The organism is Curtobacterium sp. ME12 (genome assembly GCF_903970855.1).
GTDB classification, from domain to species: Bacteria; Actinomycetota; Actinomycetes; order Actinomycetales; family Microbacteriaceae; genus Curtobacterium; species Curtobacterium poinsettiae_A.
Genome location: NZ_CAJCKD010000019.1, coordinates 12,652 through 29,921 on the forward strand (window position 1 = coordinate 12,652; position 17,270 = coordinate 29,921).

Sequence of the window (17,270 nt, forward strand, 5' to 3'; positions counted from 1 at the left end):
TGGGATACCAGCTGTGCACCCCCGTGCATTCTCATGCTCCGGGCCCGCGATCAGCGCGTCGCGCGGAGCCTCGCCAGCTGCTTGAGCACCCCGGTCAGGGCCGCCGGGTCGGCGATGCGGTAGCCGGCACGGGTCTCCCCGGGTCCGACCTTCACCCCGACGTCGCCGTCGCCGAGCACGCGGAACGCGTCCTCGTCGGTGACGTCGTCGCCGGCGAAGAACACCGCGTCGGCACCGTGCAGCTCGCGGAGCCTGGCGATCGCGTCGCCCTTCGTGACGTGGCGGACCGCGAACTCGACGATGTCCTTGCCACCGCGCTCGAGCACCTCCGGGTCGGCCTCGTGCGCAGCACGGCTCGCCGCCGCGTTCGCCTCGGCTGCGACCTCGGCGGAGACGCGGCGCGTGTGCACGCCGTGCCCGGCGGGCTTGTGCTCGATGACGACGCCCGGGAACCGTTCGCCGACCGCGTCGAGCGCGGCGCCGATCCGTGCCACACGACCGACCTCGTCATCGGACAGCGCGGCCTCGTCGTGGCCGTCCACGCGCCACTCGACACCGTGCGAGCCGACGAGCGCCATGTCCTCGGGTGCGTGGGTGACCGCGGCGAGGCTGCCGAGCGGACGCCCGGACACGAGCACCACCTCGGTGTCCTTCGCACGGTGCAGGGTCAGGACCGCGGCCCACGAGCCCGGCAGCGCACCGACCTGCGAGGGGTCGTCGGCGAAGGGGGCCAACGTGCCGTCGAAGTCGAGGGCGACGATCAGTCGCGGCGAAGCCGCGAGCGTCTCGAGGGCCGCGTCGATGGCGGTCGGGTCGGTGGTGGTCTCAGTCATCACGTGCCTCCCGGGTGTCCTCGGCAGCACGCGCGGACTGGGCGTCCTGGTCGAAGATCGACATGTTGTCGGTCTGTGCCTCGCGGTGCTGCTCGCGTGGGTCGGCGGCGGACGGGTCGATCTGGGCGTTCCGCGGTGCGTGGCGGTCGAGCGCCTCGAGGAACGAGCGCGACCAGCGGGCCACGTCGTTGTCGCGGACCCGCTTGCGGAGCGCGCGCATGCGCGTCGACCGCTCGCGACGCGGCATCTGGATCGCGCGCTCGATCGAGTCCTTGAGCGCGCCGATGTCGTGCGGGTTGACGATCACAGCCTGCTTGAGCTCGTCGGCGGCACCGGCGAACTCGGACAGGATGAGCACCCCGTCGTTGTCGAAGCGGGCGGCGACGTACTCCTTCGCGACGAGGTTCATGCCGTCGCGCAGTGCGGTGACGAGCATGATGTCGGCGGCCAGGTAGAGCGCCACCATCTCCTCGCGCGGGTAGCCGTGGTGCAGGTACGAGATCGGCTGGTGGCCGATGACGCCGAGGTCGCCGTTGATGCGGCCGACGCTCAGCTCGATCTCGTCACGGAGCGCCGCGTACGAGTCGACACGCTCCCGACTCGGGCTCGCGACCTGGATGAGGGTGGCGTCCTCGACCGCGATGCGGCCGTCCTCCACCAGCTCACCGAAGGCCTTGATGCGGTGGCGGATGCCCTTGGTGTAGTCGAGCCGGTCGACGCCGAGCAGCACCGTCTTGGGGTTGCCGAGGCTCTCGCGGATCTCGCGCGCACGCTCCTGCACCTCGGGCTTGCGGGCGATCGCCTCGAAGCTCTCGGCGTCGATGGAGATCGGGAAGTGCCGCGCCTCGACGTGGCGCACCGTGATGCCCTTGCGGCTGCGCGGGGCTGCCGGGTCGTCCACCGGGACGTCGATCGTGGTGCCCTTGGTCGTGTAGCCCTTGATGTGCCGGACGGCGCGCAGGAAGTCGCTGGCGTCGTCGTGGCGCTGGAAGCCGATGACGTCGGCGCCGAGCAGCCCGTCGAGGATCTGCGCACGCCACGGCAGCTGTGCGTAGATGCCGACCGGCGGGAACGGGATGTGGTTGAAGAAGCCGATCGTCAGGTCGGGACGCTTCGCGCGGAGCAGGGCCGGCACGAGCTGCAGCTGGTAGTCCTGCACCCACACGATGCCGTCCTGCTCGACGATCTCGGCGATCTGCGCGGCGAAACGCTCGTTCACCCGCTTGTACGCGTTCCACCAGTCGCGGTGGTAGCTCGGGTGCTCGATGACGTCGTGGTAGAGCGGCCAGAGCGTGTCGTTGCTGAAGCCCTCGTAGTACTCCTCGACGTCGTCGTCGGAGAGCGGGACGGGGACGATGTGGATGCCCTCGTTGTCGAACGGTGCGACCTCGACCTCGGCCTGCCCCACCCAGCCGACCCAGGCTCCGTCGTTCGCGCGCATCACGGGTTCGAGGGCGGTGACGAGGCCGCCCGGCGAGTGCCGCCAGCCCTCGTTGCCGTCCTGGTCGACGACGCGGTCCACCGGGAGGCGGTTGGAGGCGACGACGAACGAGTAGCGGGTCTGTTCGGTGCGGTCTGCAGGCATGGGGTGGTGTGATCTCCGTTCCGCCCGGCCGGGGCCGGGTGCGTCGGGTGCGTCGGTGCGTCGGGTGCGACGGCTGGCGTGGTGCGACGGCTGGCGTCGTGCGACGACCGGCGTGGTGCGCCGGGCGCGCTGCCGAAGTTACCAGCGTGGGGACAGCGCATTCACGGCGGATCGGCGGTTCCGCTACGCTGCAGGCACGTGTCGGGGGGACACGGGTGCTGGAGTGCGGCGCCGGCCTCCCGGTCGGAGAGGACCCCCAGCCGTGAGCGAGAACCCGCCCAACCAGCCCGTCCCGCCGTCGCAGCCCGGTCCCGGCCAGCCCGGTTCCGGCCAGCCCGGTCCCGGCCAGTACGTTCCCGGCCAGCCGGCCGGGAACGGCCAGTCCGCCTGGCAGCAGCAGCCTGGAGGCCCGCAGCAGTGGTCGGGTCAGCCCGCCCCCGCCGCGCAGCCGTCCGGTGCGTTCGGTCGCTTCCTGCGCTCGGTCTCCGGTCGCGACTGGCTGGCGGCCGTGCTCGCCGCCGTCGGCGGCTGGGTCGCGGCGTACGTCGTCGCCGGACTCTCACTGCTCATCACCGTGGGCCTGCTCGCATCCGGCGGCAGCGGTTCGGCCGTTCCGTCCACCGGGTCCGGCACCGACCTCGGCGCGGGCTCGGCCCCCGACGTGGAGTCCCTGCTCTCCGGCGTGAGCGTCCTGCTCGGTGCGCCGGCGCAGCTCGTGGCCCTCGCCGACCTCGGCCGTCTGCACCTGTCCGGGTCGATCGGGTTCCTCGGTTCCGGTTCGGGCTCGCTCGCCGTGGTACCCGCACTGGTGCTCACCGCGCAGGTCGTCCTGGCCGTCGTGCTCACCCGCCGGATCCGCACGCGAGGCCTCGGTCGCACGCAGGTGCTCGTCACCGCGGTGGTCTCCGGCCTCGTGACCACCGTGCTCACGAACGTCGCGGCCGCCCTGTTCGCGATCCGGTTCCCGTCGGTGTCCGGCGCGGTCATCGAGCCGGTGCACGCCGTCGGTGTCGGCAGCATCCTCGGCGCGTTCGTCATCGGTGCCCTGGCCGCGCTCCTCGCCCGGCCCTCCGTGCTCGCTGGTGGCAACGTCTTCGCCGCCCGCCTGCTCGGCACACTGCGTGTCGCCGCGTCGCAGCTCACGGTCCTCGTCGTGCTGGTCGCCCTCGTCGTCCTCGTCGTCGCCGTCATCGCCCAGCCCTCTTCCGGCTCCGCGTTGCCGCTGCTGCTCGGCAACGTCGCGGTCGGGCTGACCGCGCTCGGGTTCTTCGGTGGGGTGGGGACCTCCGGCTTCGGGTCCGCCAGCGACACCGCTTCGGTGTTCGGCGGGGCCGGCGGCTGGACCTGGCTGGTCGTGCTGTTCGTCGTCGTCACCTCGGTCGCGGCCGGGCTCGCACTCGCCGTCCGCCGCAACGACCGGATCCGCACCACCCTCGACTGGGTCGTCACCCCGCTGGTGTGGTTCGCACTCGGTCTGCTGTTCTTCGTCCTCGGCACCGGCGTCGCCTCGTACCAGGTGAGCAGCACGAGCTCCGTGGACGCATCGGGGTCGATCGGCGTCGCGCCGTGGACGCCGATCGTCTTCGCCCTGTGGGGCGGCGTGATCGAGGTCGTCGCCCGGTACCTCGCTCCGGTGCTCCTGCCCCGCCTCGGTGGTGCCGCGGTGCTGCGGACGTCGCGTCTGGTCGGGGCGGACCCCCGCCCCGTCGTGCCGCAGGCGTTCCCGGCCGGGCCCGTCGCCGGCCAGGGTGCTCCCGTCGCGCCCACCGCGACCGTCGACCCGGCCGCTCCCGTCGCGCCCGACGCGCCTGTCGCCGCGGACGCGCCGGCTGCCGCCGCGTGGAACACTCCCCCGGTCGCTGACCAGCACGCGTCGTACCCGCCGGCCGGGCCTGCCCAGGAGCCCGCGTACGGCGTGCAGTCGAACTCCGGCGCGCAGCCGTCGTACGGGTCGCAGCCGCCCTACGGCACGCAGCCCCCGTACGGCGCACAACCCGCCTACGGGTCGCAGCCGTTCATCGGCGGTGGTGCCCCGGCTCCGGCACCGATGTCCCCGCGGTCCAAGAAGATCCTGGTCCGTTCGCTCATCGCCGGTGGCGCCGTGATCGTGGTCGTCATCGCCGGCGCGGTCACGACGAGCGTCCTCCGCGCCAACGTGTGGGGTCCGGCCCCGACCGTCAAGTCCTACGTGCAGGCCATCGCCAGCGGTGACGCCGACACCGCCGCCGACCTGAGCGAGGTCCCCGACGACGCCGCGATGCTCGACTCGAAGGTGCTCGGGAGCGCGAAGGACCGCCCGTCGGACATCCGCGTCGGCCGGGTCGCCCGGACCGGTGACACCGCGATCGCCACCCTGAGCTACACGCAGGACGGCAAGAACCGCTCCGGCCAGGTGTCGTTGCGGCGCACGGGCACCTCGTTCCTGGTGAAGGACGAGTGGCGTGTCACGCAGCCCCTCGCCCAGCAGGTCACCCTGACGGCCTCCGACGTGCTCGAGGGTGCACCCGTGACCGTCGGCGGCAAGGAGATCGGGAAGATCAGCGAGGGCACGTTCACGTCCCTCGCCTACCCCGGCACCTACCAGGTCTCGGTCGGCGGTTCGAAGTACTTCACAGGCGGCACCGAGAAGGTCTCCGTGGGCGCGGCCACGTCGGGCTACGTCGACTTCGCGCCGAAGGCGACCAAGGCACTCGAGCAGGACGCCGAGCAGTACGTGACCGACCTGATCGACGACTGCGCCGAGAAGACCGAGCTCCGGGCCCTGAGCGGTTGCCCCTGGTACGGGCCCTACGACGCCGACGGCGGCGTGCAGTACGACGTCACGTCGATGCCCGAGCTGGAGGTCGAGGCGTCCCGCGCCGGCACCGTGATGGTGACGAGCACGAAGGACGGGAGCGTCTCGTACAGCTACACCTCGTACCTCGGTGACAAGAAACGCGGCGAGGACTCGTTCGATGTGAACCAGTACCTGAAGGTGGAGGACGGCAAGCTCGTCTCCGCCTACTGAGCAGGAGCCGGCTGAGCGGCTCTGCAGCACCACGACGGCCGACCCGGGAGATCCCGGGTCGGCCGTCTCAGTAGGCTGACGAGCATGGTCAGGACACGGGCGTGGTGCAAGGGCGACACGGTCGAGCGGGACTTCCCCGTCGACCGGATCTCCGACCTCGTCGCCGATCCGGACACCTTCGTCTGGATCGACTACACCGACCCGACCTCGGCCGACCTCGAGCAGATCGAGGAGGAGCTCGGCATCCACGCGCTCGCGGTCGAGGACGCCGTCGAGCACGGTCAGCGCCCGAAGCTCGACCGGTACCGGGACAGCCTGTTCCTGGTCGTCTACGACGTGGGCGGCACGGACGACGAGGGTGACCTGATCACGCACGAGGTCAAGGCCTTCGTCACCGAACGGGCCCTCGTCACCATCCACGGGTCCGACGTCGACACCGCCCCGATGGAGCACCGGCTCACGGCGAACTCCGACATCGCCGAACACGGCGTGCCCTGGCTCGTCTGGGCACTGCTCGACGCCGTCGTCGACCGGGCCACCGACACCGTCGAGGACCTCGAGCGGCAGATCGATGCGCTCGAGGACGACCTGTTCGTACCGGGCGACCCCCGCGAGCAGCAGATCCAGCGGCGGTCGTTCCGGCTCCGCAAGACCCTCGGGGTGCTCCGGCGGCTGGTCGTCCCGACGCGGGACAGCGTCGCGTCGTTGCTGCACGGTGACGCGGAGACGATCTCGAACGGCATCCGCCCGTACTTCCGCGACGTCGAGGACCACCTGGTCTCGATCGCCGACTCGGTCGAGCAACTCCGCGACGCCGTGTCGAGCGTGCTCGACACGACCCTGAACCTGGCGTCGAACCGGCAGAACACCGTCATGAAGAAGGTCACGAGCTGGGCGGCGATCATCGCGATCCCGACCGGTGTGACGAGCTTCTTCGGGCAGAACGTCGAGTTCCCGGGCGAGGGTGCCTGGAGTGGTCTCTGGGCCTCGCTCGCGATCATCACCGCGTCGTCGCTCGTGCTCTACCGCGTCTTCAAGACCCGCGACTGGCTCTGACCGCGCAGGGCTCCGGCACCCGAACGGTCCGAGGCCCCGCCGACGTCAGAGCGCGAGTGCCAGGACCCCGGCGACGACGGTGAGCGGGGCGACGACGCACCCGAGCGCCATGTACCGGCCCCACGACAGGTGCACGCCCTCGGCCGACAGCCGGGCGTGCCACAGGAGCGTCGCGAGCGAGGCCCACGGCGTGATGAGGCAGCCGGCGTTCACGCCGATGAGCAGCGCCGCGTACCGAACGGCCTCGTGCCCGGCGGCCGGTTCGAGCACCAGGTACGCCGGCAGGTTGTCGATGCCGTTCGCGGCGACCGCGCCCGCGCCGCCGAGCAGCAGCAGCGGGCCGGTCCCGGTGCCGCCCTGCAGCGCGTGCACGATCGGGTCGGTGATGCCCGTCGTGTGCAGCGCCTCGACCACCACGAAGAGCCCGGCGGCGAACAGCAGGGTCGACCACGGCACGCGGGACACCCGGAGTTCGGACGGTGACCGGAACGCCGCGACCACGACGAGCACCACGGCGGCCAGGACCGCAGCGATCCACACGGTCACCCCGGCGGTCAGGGCGACGACGAGCGCGACCAGCACGGCGGAGGCCGCCCAGAAGAACACCGGGTCCTTCGGCGTGCGGACGGACACCGGCGCGTAGCGGCCGAACAGCTTGCCGCGGAACACCACGAGCAGGACGACGCACGGCACGACCACCCCGGCGACCGCGGGCCACGCCAGCAGCCCGGCGAACGGCAGCGGGCCGCCGAGCCCCATCCGGTCGACGGCGAGCAGGTTCGTCAGGTTGGACACCGGCAGCAGCAGTGAGGCCGTGTTCGCGAGCCAGACCGTGGTCAGGGCGAACGGCATCGGGGGCAGCCCCACACGCCGTGCGAGCGAGATGACGATGGGGGTGAGGAGCACCGCGGTGGTGTCGATCGACAGGAAGACGGTGCAGAGCACGGCGAGCACGACGACCGCGCCCCAGAGCCCGATGGTGCGTCCGCCACCGACCCGGGCGGCGACGTCGGCGAGCCGGTCGAACACCCCGGCGTCCGCAGCGAGCTCGGCGACCACGGTCAGCCCGAGCACGAACCCGAGGACCGGCAGGACCCGGTCGGCGAGCACGGCGAGGTCGTCGAGTGGCAGCAGCCCGAACACGACGCAGACCGCGCCGACCACGAGCAGGGCCGCTCCGATGACCGCTTGACGCACGAACACTCCTCTGGCAGACACCGCGGCAGGGTGACCGGCGGCGCTCCAATGTACGGGCCGGTAGCGTTGTCAGCACGACGACAGGAGGCCTCTGTGCGCAAGTTCATGTTCAACGGTGCGGTGTGGAGTTCGCTCATCAGCGGCTACAGCGTGCTGCAGACCACCCGCCAGGGACCGCGCGACTGGCGGCTCGCGCTGACCTGGGTCGCGTGGCTCGCCACGACGATCGTGGCGATCGGCACGGTCGTCGAGGACGACCGCGCGGTCAAGGCGCGCCAGTAGGACCAGACGCGGCAGGCGGTCGCAGACGCGACCGGACTGACGGACGGACGGGAGGCACGGTGCCAGCTGGCACCGCGCCTCCCGTTCGTCGTCCTGGCCGTGCAGGGCACGCCGATCCCGTCACCGGGTCAGCGCTCGGACTCCGGGATGCCGGAGGTCTGGATCGGTCCGGTGAAGAGCGCACCGCGCTCGTCGTCGCCGAACAGCTGCGAGTCCCCCTCTGCCGGGCGTCCGCGTCGCCGCGGCGCCGTCGTGCTCGGCTCGGTGAGCTGCACCCGCTGGACCGGCAGGGCGTCCGGGTGGGTGCGCTGGATCCACTCGACCATCTCCTCGCGGACGTAGCAGCGGAGGTCGAACAGGCCACCGGCATCGGGTGCGGTCACGAGGATGCGGACCCGGACGAGTCCCCCGACGGCGTCCGTGACCTGGAGCACCTTGACCCGGCGGTCCCAGATCGTCGAGGTGTCGAGGATCCGGTCGAGCTCCGCGCGCATGTCGGCCGGGCTCACCCGCCAGTCGAGGTCGAACTCCACGGCGCCGAGCAGCTCACTGCCGGTCCGTGTCCAGTTCTCGAACGGCGTGCTCGTGAAGTACGTCGACGGCAGCACGAACCGACGGTCGTCCCACAGGTGCACGACGACGTAGGTCAGCGTGATCTCCTCGATCCGTCCCCACTGCTGCTCGACCACGACGACGTCGTCCACCCGGATCGACCCGGAGAACGCCAGCTGCATGCCGGCGAACACGTTGCCGAGCGTGGACTGCGCGGCGAGGCCCGCGACCACGGAGATGAGACCGGCGCTGGCGAGCACGCTCGCGCCGGCCGCCTCGACCCCGTCGAAGGTCAGCAGGATCGCGCCGACCGCGATGATGACGAGTACGGCGACGGTGAGCCGCCGGATGATGAGCACCTGGGTGCGGATGCGACGCGCCTGCCGGTTGTCGGGCACGTCGATGCGGAACCGGTGCAACCCGAGGTCCTCGAGGAAGATCGCGACCTGGCACGCGAGCCAGCAACCGGTCGCGATCGTGACGATGAGGAAGGCGTGCGCGACCTCGTCGCGCCACGGGTACGCGTCGGCGTTCCGCGGGATGCTCGACGTGAACGCGATCCAGAGCAGGACCACCAGCAGCACGGTGCGGAAGGGGTGCTTCGTCCGTCGCGAGAGCACGCCGGCCCAGCGTTCCCGGCGCGCGATCGCCCGGAGGACCAGGTGCAGGACGAGGGCGACGACGGCGGTGACGAGCAGGGCGAACCCGATCGCGACGAGGAGTCGGAGGAGGATGTCCATCCCTCCATGCAAGCAACGGACGACGGTCGTCGTTCAGGTTCGGGCCGCCGTCAGCTGTGCGGACGTTCAGCAGTCGCGGTTCGCCCGAACCGGGGTTTGCGTGACGGCCCGGTCCGGTGCGCATGTAGGTTCTCTCGCATGACAGCGCAGAACGACACGGGTGGCAACCGAGCGCCGGCGAACGACTTCTCGCACGAGCAGGAGGGCTACCAGCACGGCCTGAAGCCCCGGCAACTGCAGATGATCGCGATCGGCGGCGCGATCGGCACCGGCCTCTTCCTCGGTGCCGGTGGACGCCTGCACACCGCGGGCCCCGCGCTCGCGCTGACCTACCTGGTCGCCGGGATCTTCGCCTTCTTCATCCTCCGTGCCCTCGGCGAGCTGGTGCTGCACCGCCCGTCCTCGGGGTCGTTCATCTCGTACGCTCGCGAGTTCTACGGCGAGAAGTTCGCGTACGCCGCCGGCTGGATGTACTTCCTCAACTGGGCGATGACCTCGATCGTCGACACCACCGCGGTCGCGATCTACCTGCAGTACTGGTCGGCCTTCACCGCCGCACCGCAGTGGCTGCTGGCGCTGATCGCCCTGGTCGTCGTCCTCGCCGCGAACATGGTCGCCGTGAAGGTGTTCGGCGAGCTCGAGTTCTGGTTCGCCCTCATCAAGGTCGCCGCGCTCGTGGCGTTCCTCGTCGTCGCGATCGTCTGGCTCGTCTTCGCCTTCCCCGTCGAGGCCGGCGGCGAGGCCGTCCGCACCGGGTTCTCGATCTGGGGCGACAACGACGGGCTGTTCCCGAACGGGCTGCTCCCCGCGGTCATCGTGATCCAGGGCGTCGTGTTCGCGTACGCGGCGATCGAGCTCGTCGGAACCGCGTCGGGCGAGACGCAGAACACCGAGAAGGTCATCCCCCGCGCGATCAACTCCGTGGTCTTCCGCATCGCGGTCTTCTACGTCGGCTCGATCATCCTGCTCTCCCTGCTGCTGCCGTACACGGCCTACAAGGAGGGCGAGAGCCCGTTCGTCACGTTCTTCTCGTCGCTCGGCAACCCGCAGGTCGGTTCGATCGTCGGTGGGATCATGAACTTCGTCGTGCTCACCGCGGCCCTGTCGTCCCTGAACGCCGGCCTGTACTCCACCGGACGCGCGCTGCACTCGATGGGCATGAACGGCTCGGCGCCCAAGTGGACCACGAAGATGTCGAAGGGCGGCGTCCCCTACGCCGGCATCCTGCTCACTGCGGCGTTCACCGTCGCGGGCGTCGTACTGAACTACTTCGTGCCGAGCCAGGCGTTCGAGATCGCCCTGAACATCGCCAGTCTCGGCATCATCACGGCGTGGGGCACGATCATCCTGTGCCAGATGCGGCTCCGTCAGTGGGCCAAGCAGGGGCTCGCCAAGGAACCCACCTTCCGGCTACCGGGTGCGCCCGTCACCGCCTGGCTCACCCTGGCGTTCCTCGCCTCGGTCATCGTGCTGATGGCGATCGACTACCCCGTCGGCACGTACACGATCGCGTCGCTCGTCATCGTGATCCCCCTGCTCATCGTCGGGTGGTTCCTGCAGCGTGACCGCATCCTGCGCATCGCCGCCCTGCGCGAGGGCGTCACGGGTCCCTACCCGATCGGCGTCCGCGACCCCGCCGCCTCGGTGCGACGCGACGGCGACGGGAGCTAGCGCTCCGCTTGTCCCCGGAACGCAAGGCACCCCGGCGGGAACACGAACGGTCCGGCACCCCTCGCTACCATCAGCAGGTGCCGGACCGCTCTGCTTCGCCCACCCTCGACCTGCAGCTCAGCTGGCGAGGTGCCTACGGACGCCTCCGGGTGTTCGCGGATCGTCTCGAGGCCGAGACCGACTACCAGCGAGGGACGCGAACCATGGTGCCGATGGACGCGGTGCAGGGGTGGCGCCTCGGACCGTGCGACGAGGACGCCGTCTGCGTCGAGTTCCTCACCGGGCAGGACACCTACCGCGTGCTGCTCGACACCCCGGACGAGCAGCTCGCTGCGCTGGCGATCCGGAAGGTGCTCGGCCCGCCGCTGGAGTCCTGAGGACGCGAGTGCCGCGCGGGCGACAGCGGTGTCCGGTTCGCCTGCAGCAGGACCGTCGGTCAGTCGTCGGTGTCGACGCGGTCGGTGACGACGTCACCGGATCCGGCGTCGATGCGCACGCTGTGCTTGGTGCCGGACGAGTCGAGCACGTCGCCCTCCCAGACGACGGTGCCGACGTGGTCGTCGAGGCCGAGTTCGGTCACGGTCCCCGCGTGCAGGTCCTGGAAGGCGTCGACGGCCTGCTCGACGCTCAGGTCGGCGGCGGCGACGAAGCGCTCGTGCTCGGCCTCGTCGTCCGCGTCGGCGGCCTCGGTCTGCGGGGTGCCGCCGACCGAGGTGCCGTCGGCGTTCGTGTGCACCTCGTGCTCGGTGCCGTCCTTCGTCACGACCAGGACCTCGTAGGCGGAGGCGCCCTGCTCCTGCTCGACCGAGATGACGGTGCCCGAGCCGACCTCGCCGCGTGCGGTGGCGACCGCTGCGAGCAGTGCCGTGTTCGAGCCGTTGGACGCGACGCCGGACGCACCGGACGACGACGAACCGGAGCCCGACGAGTCCGTCGCCGACGAGCCGACCGAGCCGGAGCCGGCCGAGCCGGTGTCGTCGTCGGAGTCGTCGCTGGCGCAACCGGTGAGGGCGAGCGCCGCGACGATCGGCAGGGCGGCGAACGCGGCGATGCGGCGGGCGGAGGGCTTCTGGTGCTGGGTGCGGAAGTTCATGTGGACGAGCATCGCGTCGGGGTGCTGAAGCAGCCCTGAAGCCACCTGTTCAGCCGCCGAGTGCGATGCGGACGACGAACCGCGCGCCGCCGAGCGGGGACGTGACCACGGTCGTGTCGCCGCCGTGCGCCCGCACGGCGTCGCGGACGATGGCGAGGCCGAGCCCCGCGCCACCGGCGTCCCGGCTGCGGGCCTCGTCGAGACGGACGAAGCGCTCGAAGACGCGCTCGCGCTCGTCCTCGGGGACGCCGGTGCCGTCGTCGTCGACCGTGAGCACCGCGGACCCGTCGTGCTCGGTGAGCGACACGGCGACGCGTGTGCTCGCGTGCCGGACGGCGTTGTCGACGAGGTTCCGGACCACCCCTGCCAGCACGCGCTCGTCGCCGAGGACCCGCGCTGCCGAGATCGCCGAGCCGTCCACCCGGACCGCCGCGGCGTCGCCGTCCTGCGCGGGCGCGTCACCGGCCCTCGACCGTGCTCGCGCGCGGGCCACCGCGTCCAACGCCAGGTCGTCGAGGTCGACGGAGCGCCGCGTGCGGATCCCGCCCTCGTCGAGGCGGGAGAGCTCGAGCAGCCCGGTGACCAGGTCCTGCAGGCGCACCGCCTCGGACCGGACGACGTCGGCGAGGTCGGCCACCTCGGTCCGCTCCGGGTGCGCGACGGCGACCTCGGCATGCTGCCGGATCGACGCGATCGGCGACCGGAGTTCGTGGGAGGCGTCGGACACGAAGCGCCGCTGGCTCTCGGCAGACCGTTCGAGTCGGTCCAGCATGGCGTTCATGGTGCTCGCGAGCCGGGCGACCTCGTCGCCGGTGTCGGGCACCTCGACCCGGGCGTCCGGACGGGCCGCCCGGATCGTCTCGACCTCGGTGCGCATCCGCTCCACGGGCCGCAGCGAGCGTCCTGTGACGGCCCAGGTGACCGCGACCAGCAGGAGCACCAGCACGGGTACCCCCACGGCGAGGAGCGCGACGGCGGTGCGGACCGCGGTGTCGGCCTGGTCGAGCGTGGCGCCGTAGACGAGCGTCGCCTCGCCGCCGCCGGGCAGGTCCACGTCGTCCGCGACGAGCAGCCAGCGTTCGCCGTCGTGGGTCCACCGGGACTCGTCGGCGGTCGGCAGGGCGGCCCCGTCGGCGTCCTCGCCGTGCGCCAGGACCGCCCCGCCGTCGCCGATCACCTGCACCAGGACGTCCTCGTAGCCGGTCACTGCGGCCGCACCGTCCGCTTCGACCCGGGAGGACACCTGCTCGAGACCGGCCTCGGCCGAGGTGCGCACGCCGTCGAGCAGCACGAGCCGCAGCACGAGTACGAACGCGACGGCACCGATGACCAGCGCCGCGAGGACGACGACCCCGGCGCCGAGGGTGGTGCGTGCCCGGACCGACCGGGGGCGACGAGGCCGGTTCGGTGTGGCCCCGCTCACACGGGGGGCCGGCCGCTCAGCCACCGTCCGCCGCCAAGCGGTACCCGGCGCCACGGACCGTCTTGATCGCGGCGCGCCCGAACGGCCGGTCGAGCTTCCGGCGGAGGTGCCCGACGTACACCTCGACGATGTTCGGATCCCCCTCGAAGTCGACGTCCCAGACGTTCTCGATGACGTCGCGCTTCGACCGGACCTGACCCGGGTGCCGTGCGAGGTACTCGAGCACGGCGAACTCGCGGCTGGTCAGCTCGACCGGGGTCTCGCCGCGAACCACGGTGCGGGCTGCGGGATCGACCACCAGGTCGCCCAGCGTCAGCACGGTGGGGCGCTCACGCGCACCCCGTCGGACGAGCGCCCGCAGCCGTGCGACGAGCACCGGGTGCGAGAACGGCTTGGTGACGTAGTCGTCGGCGCCCGCGTCGAGCGCCTCGACCTGGTCCCACTCGCCGTCCTTGGCGGTCAGCATGAGCACGGGGGTCCAGTCGCCGTCCGCGCGGAGCTGCGCGCACACGGCCCAGCCGCTCAGGCCGGGCATCATCAGGTCGAGCACGATCGCGTCGTAGCGGAACTCCCGCGCGTGCCACAGCCCGTCGACGCCGTCGTTCGCGACGTCGACCGCCCACCCCTCGGCCTCGAGGCCGCGGCGCACGCCGTCGGCGAGCCGGACCTCGTCGTCGACCACCAGCACACGCATGGGGTCGATCCTGCCGTGCCCCGCTGAAGCAGGCCTGAAGCGGCCGGCGAGTGCGGCGGGGCGGACGGGAGGCCAGTGGCGGCGCCGCCACGGGCCTCCCGTCCGACGGTGGTCCGGACCAGGGCCGCGCCGCCTCGGCGGGCTCAGACCAGCAGCAGGATCCCTGCGATCACGGAGGCGACGGCGATGGCGAGCGCGAGGAGCAGGAGCACGAGGTGCACCGTGTAGAACGTCGTCGGCTTGCCGGCGGCGTCGCGGGCACGGGAGTCCTTCGCGACGCGCTGGAAGAAGCGCGGCCAGGTGACGACGTTGAAGACGGCGCCGATGAACAGGACGACTGCGGCGAAGACGAGCACGGGACGATCCTAGTGAACGTCCGCGGCGACGATGCCGGTACGGCGACGCCGGGCGGGTGGTGCTCGGCCGCCCCCAACGCGGCCGAGTCCCGACCCGGCAGGCCACAGGATCTGTAGCACTTGCTACAGACTGTACACGGCCTGCTCGACAGCGTCGAGGGACTACGCGGTCTCGAGCGCGGCTTCGGCGTCCGCGAGGGCGGCACGCTCGGCGCCGGTCAGGGACGCCCGTGCACCCCGGACGCCGTCGTTGATCTCGACGATGCGGCGGCTGAGCCGGGTCGCGGGGTCGTCGGTGGGCGGGTAGGCGTTGTCAACGCCGACACGGTCGTGCAGCGGCGCGAGGAGGCGCAGTGCATCGTCGACGCGGCGTGCCCGACGTCGGCGGGAGATCCGGCGCCCGACGACGAGCAGGAGCATGCCGGACGCCACGCACAGCACGGCTCCCGGCGTGGTGACGTCGTAGGGCAGCGAGAGCGCGTGCGTGACGTCCAGGTCGCCGGTGACGTGCGCGACGTCCATCACGACGACCACGACCATGCGGACGACCCCGAGCACCCCACCGAGGACCAGCACCCACAGTCCCACCAGGTCGGTGGTCGTCCGGGCCTCGCGCAGGTGGAGCACGCAGATGAACCCCGTCGCCCCGAGGGCGACTCCGAGGTAGACGGTCTGCGCGATCGCGTAGACCGTCGCCGCCGGGTGCGAGCCGGCGTCGAGCATGAACGTCGTCGTGGTCGCGGGCTTGTCGAGCACCGTGAACGCGACGACGACCACCACGACGACCGCGGCGAAGGAGACCACGACCGCGTTCCGGAGCCACGGGCGCGCCGCGCCGACCGCCTTCGCCACGCCCCACAGCAGCGTGCTCGTCCCGGCCACCATGAGGCAGTCGCTGATGAGGGTCACGACGTTGTGCCCGCCCAGCAGCGGGTCGAGCCACCGGTACAGCGGGTCGACGTTCGTCACGATGGTGGCGGCGAACAGCAGGAACGTGAACGCCAGGGTGCGGTCCTGCCCACGCTGCAGGACCAACAGCACGATCGTCCCGACGATGAGCAGCACCGCCTGGACGACGGCGATGATCACCCGAAGACCCCGCGGAAGGCGCTCGGGCGGCCGCGGTGCCGACGGATCACGGTGGCCAGGCGGTCCGCGAAGACCTCGGCCTCGTGCTCGTAGGTGTTCGAGAACATCCCCCGGGCGAGTGCCCGCTCCACCTTGTACTCGGGCAGGTCGGGGATGACGTCGCGGATGTAGGCGCTCTGCGACGCGTGCTCCTGGTGCCGGTGCAGGACGTGCCCGAGCTCGTGGCCGATGACGAACGACCGGAAGGTCGGTGAAGAGGTCGGCGAGATCATCACGAGGTGCGCGTGCTCGAGGGTGGCCACGAAGCCGCACACGGGCTCGGCAGCCAGGAACGACTCCTCGCGCACCACGATCGGCTTGCCGACGACGTCAGCCGCGGCGGCGACGGCCTGGTCGACGTCCGACCACCCCTCGGCGGCACCACGAGCCCAGAACGCCTCGATGAGGGCATCGGTCATGCGACGCTCCCCCGCTGTGATTCCTCCTCGAGCACCTCGGCGATGCGCCGCAACGCGTCGGGTGAGAGTTCGCCGGGGAAGGTCCGGGCCGCGAAGCCGCTCACGCGCGCGGACCGCAGGGACCGGACGAGGGCGAGCTGGGCACCGATCCGTTCCGGTACCTCGCTGTCCTCGAGCAGGAAGCGTTCGTCGACCTCGAAGTACCCGGCCAGCAGGCGCAGGAGCTCGGTGTCGCGGTTGCGGCGGCCGTCGCCGGAGAGCATGTAGGTCCACTTCGCCCGCGACAGCGACCCACCGTGGGCCGCGACGTACTCCTCGATGGAGGAGAACGGCACCGGAGCGCCACGCTGGGACTCCTCGAAGTCGAGGAGCAGGTTGAGGCGGCGCGCGAGCTCGGCGGCGTCGAGCGCCCCGCCCTTCAGATCACCCGTGTCCATCTCGGACTCCTCCCCAGCCGTGTCCGCGCGACCTGTGGGTCCGGCGCGTGGACGCCATGTTAGCGCGGGCGCCCGGCACGCGCGCCGCTACCCTCGTGGGCATGCCCCGCCGCTTCCCCGCCACCGTCGCGGCGCCGGTCGAGCACGAGCTCGTCATCACGAAGTCCCGGTTCATCACCACCGTCGCACCGGTGTCCGGGGTCGAGGACGCCGACCGCGTGATCGCCGAGGTCCGCCGGCGGTACTGGGACGCCCGGCACAACTGCACGGCGATGGTCACCGGCGTGCTCGGCGACCAGGCGCGTTCGTCGGACGACGGGGAGCCCTCCGGCACAGCGGGTGTGCCGATGCTCGAGGTCCTGCGACGCCGCGGTCTGACCGACGTCGTCGCAGTCGTCACGCGGTACTTCGGCGGGGTGAAGCTCGGTGCCGGCGGACTGGTCCGGGCCTACTCGACCTCGGTGTCCGAGGCACTCGACACGGCGGTCCTCGTGCGTCGCGAGGCCCTGACGCAGGTGCGCTTCGACGTCGACCACGCCGACGCCGGGCGGCTCGACAACGTGCTGCGCGACTGGGTCCGGCACCACCACGCGACGCTCGGTCCGACCGAGTACGGTCGGGCGGCGACCTTCGAGGTGTGGGTCCCCCGCGAGGCGCTCGGAGCCCTGACCGCCGACCTCGCCGCCGCGTCAGCCGGTTCGCTCGAACCCGTCATCGGCGAGGAGCGGATCGTCGACGTCCCCGCCGACTGAATCCGCGGTTCCTGCACACCTCGGGCGTGTCACCGCTTCGGCGTG

The 17,270-nt window shown here is 71.7% G+C and carries 17 protein-coding genes; 6 read left to right on the top strand and 11 right to left on the bottom strand.

What is annotated here, in order from left to right; genetic code table 11:
* Positions 1–50: 50 nt before the first annotated feature.
* Positions 51–833 carry a trehalose-phosphatase gene (gene otsB / locus H7A73_RS10600; RefSeq protein WP_182065922.1) on the bottom strand — a complete coding sequence of 261 codons (783 nt, stop codon included), beginning with the start codon at positions 831–833 and terminating at the stop codon, positions 51–53.
* Positions 826–2,418, bottom strand: coding sequence for an alpha,alpha-trehalose-phosphate synthase (UDP-forming) (gene otsA, locus H7A73_RS10605; protein WP_071405817.1), 1,593 nt, complete (start codon positions 2,416–2,418; stop codon positions 826–828). Before otsA ends, otsB begins: the two co-directional genes overlap by 8 nt.
* A 262-nt stretch (positions 2,419–2,680) precedes the next feature.
* Here otsA and H7A73_RS10610 point away from each other — a divergent pair, with 262 nt between their 5' ends.
* Together H7A73_RS10610 and H7A73_RS10615 are read left to right on the top strand one after the other, a co-directional pair.
* The gene (locus H7A73_RS10610) at positions 2,681–5,425 is read left to right on the top strand and encodes a hypothetical protein (RefSeq protein ID WP_182065923.1); all 2,745 of its coding nucleotides are present in this window, start codon (positions 2,681–2,683) and stop codon (positions 5,423–5,425) included.
* Between the two features lie 84 nt (positions 5,426–5,509).
* Positions 5,510–6,481, top strand: coding sequence for a magnesium transporter CorA family protein (locus tag H7A73_RS10615; protein ID WP_182065924.1), 972 nt, complete (start codon positions 5,510–5,512; stop codon positions 6,479–6,481).
* 45 nt (positions 6,482–6,526) lie between these two features.
* On the opposite strand, the gene H7A73_RS10620 is transcribed toward H7A73_RS10615, so the two are convergent.
* Positions 6,527–7,678 carry an SLC13 family permease gene (locus tag H7A73_RS10620; protein ID WP_182065925.1) on the bottom strand — a complete coding sequence of 384 codons (1,152 nt, stop codon included), beginning with the start codon at positions 7,676–7,678 and terminating at the stop codon, positions 6,527–6,529.
* Positions 7,679–7,771: 93 nt separating this feature from the next.
* Here H7A73_RS10620 and H7A73_RS10625 point away from each other — a divergent pair, with 93 nt between their 5' ends.
* The gene (locus tag H7A73_RS10625) at positions 7,772–7,960 is read left to right on the top strand and encodes a hypothetical protein (protein ID WP_027466522.1); all 189 of its coding nucleotides are present in this window, start codon (positions 7,772–7,774) and stop codon (positions 7,958–7,960) included.
* Between the two features lie 128 nt (positions 7,961–8,088).
* Here the strand turns inward: H7A73_RS10625 and H7A73_RS10630 are convergent, their stop codons facing one another.
* Positions 8,089–9,252, bottom strand: coding sequence for a mechanosensitive ion channel family protein (locus H7A73_RS10630; RefSeq protein WP_182065926.1), 1,164 nt, complete (start codon positions 9,250–9,252; stop codon positions 8,089–8,091).
* A gap of 138 nt (positions 9,253–9,390) precedes the next feature.
* Here H7A73_RS10630 and H7A73_RS10635 point away from each other — a divergent pair, with 138 nt between their 5' ends.
* Together H7A73_RS10635 and H7A73_RS10640 are read left to right on the top strand one after the other, a co-directional pair.
* Positions 9,391–10,923 carry an amino acid permease gene (locus tag H7A73_RS10635; RefSeq protein WP_182065927.1) on the top strand — a complete coding sequence of 511 codons (1,533 nt, stop codon included), beginning with the start codon at positions 9,391–9,393 and terminating at the stop codon, positions 10,921–10,923.
* A gap of 77 nt (positions 10,924–11,000) precedes the next feature.
* The gene (locus H7A73_RS10640; RefSeq protein ID WP_182065928.1) at positions 11,001–11,300 is read left to right on the top strand and encodes a hypothetical protein; all 300 of its coding nucleotides are present in this window, start codon (positions 11,001–11,003) and stop codon (positions 11,298–11,300) included.
* 59 nt (positions 11,301–11,359) lie between these two features.
* Here the strand turns inward: H7A73_RS10640 and H7A73_RS10645 are convergent, their stop codons facing one another.
* From H7A73_RS10645 to H7A73_RS10675, 7 genes are all read right to left on the bottom strand, one after another.
* Positions 11,360–12,016, bottom strand: coding sequence for a PepSY domain-containing protein (locus H7A73_RS10645; RefSeq protein ID WP_182065929.1), 657 nt, complete (start codon positions 12,014–12,016; stop codon positions 11,360–11,362).
* A gap of 49 nt (positions 12,017–12,065) precedes the next feature.
* The gene (locus H7A73_RS10650; protein WP_182065930.1) at positions 12,066–13,439 is read right to left on the bottom strand and encodes a sensor histidine kinase; all 1,374 of its coding nucleotides are present in this window, start codon (positions 13,437–13,439) and stop codon (positions 12,066–12,068) included.
* Positions 13,440–13,455: 16 nt separating this feature from the next.
* Positions 13,456–14,133: a response regulator transcription factor gene (locus H7A73_RS10655; RefSeq protein ID WP_182065931.1), complete on the bottom strand. Its 678-nt coding sequence runs from the start codon at positions 14,131–14,133 to the stop codon at positions 13,456–13,458.
* Between the two features lie 143 nt (positions 14,134–14,276).
* The gene (locus H7A73_RS10660) at positions 14,277–14,489 is read right to left on the bottom strand and encodes an SCO4848 family membrane protein (RefSeq protein WP_182065932.1); all 213 of its coding nucleotides are present in this window, start codon (positions 14,487–14,489) and stop codon (positions 14,277–14,279) included.
* Positions 14,490–14,651: 162 nt separating this feature from the next.
* Positions 14,652–15,578: a hypothetical protein gene (locus tag H7A73_RS10665; RefSeq protein WP_182065933.1), complete on the bottom strand. Its 927-nt coding sequence runs from the start codon at positions 15,576–15,578 to the stop codon at positions 14,652–14,654.
* Positions 15,575–16,036 carry an ImmA/IrrE family metallo-endopeptidase gene (locus tag H7A73_RS10670; protein WP_182065934.1) on the bottom strand — a complete coding sequence of 154 codons (462 nt, stop codon included), beginning with the start codon at positions 16,034–16,036 and terminating at the stop codon, positions 15,575–15,577. The genes H7A73_RS10665 and H7A73_RS10670 overlap by 4 nt, the downstream gene beginning before the upstream one ends.
* Complete coding sequence (locus H7A73_RS10675) at positions 16,033–16,473, bottom strand: hypothetical protein (RefSeq protein WP_051596928.1); 441 nt, start codon at positions 16,471–16,473, stop codon at positions 16,033–16,035. Before H7A73_RS10675 ends, H7A73_RS10670 begins: the two co-directional genes overlap by 4 nt.
* Positions 16,474–16,574: 101 nt before the next feature.
* Between H7A73_RS10675 and H7A73_RS10680 the strand changes: the two genes are divergently transcribed.
* Positions 16,575–17,225: a YigZ family protein gene (locus H7A73_RS10680; RefSeq protein WP_371830601.1), complete on the top strand. Its 651-nt coding sequence runs from the start codon at positions 16,575–16,577 to the stop codon at positions 17,223–17,225.
* Positions 17,226–17,270: the final 45 nt, after the last annotated feature.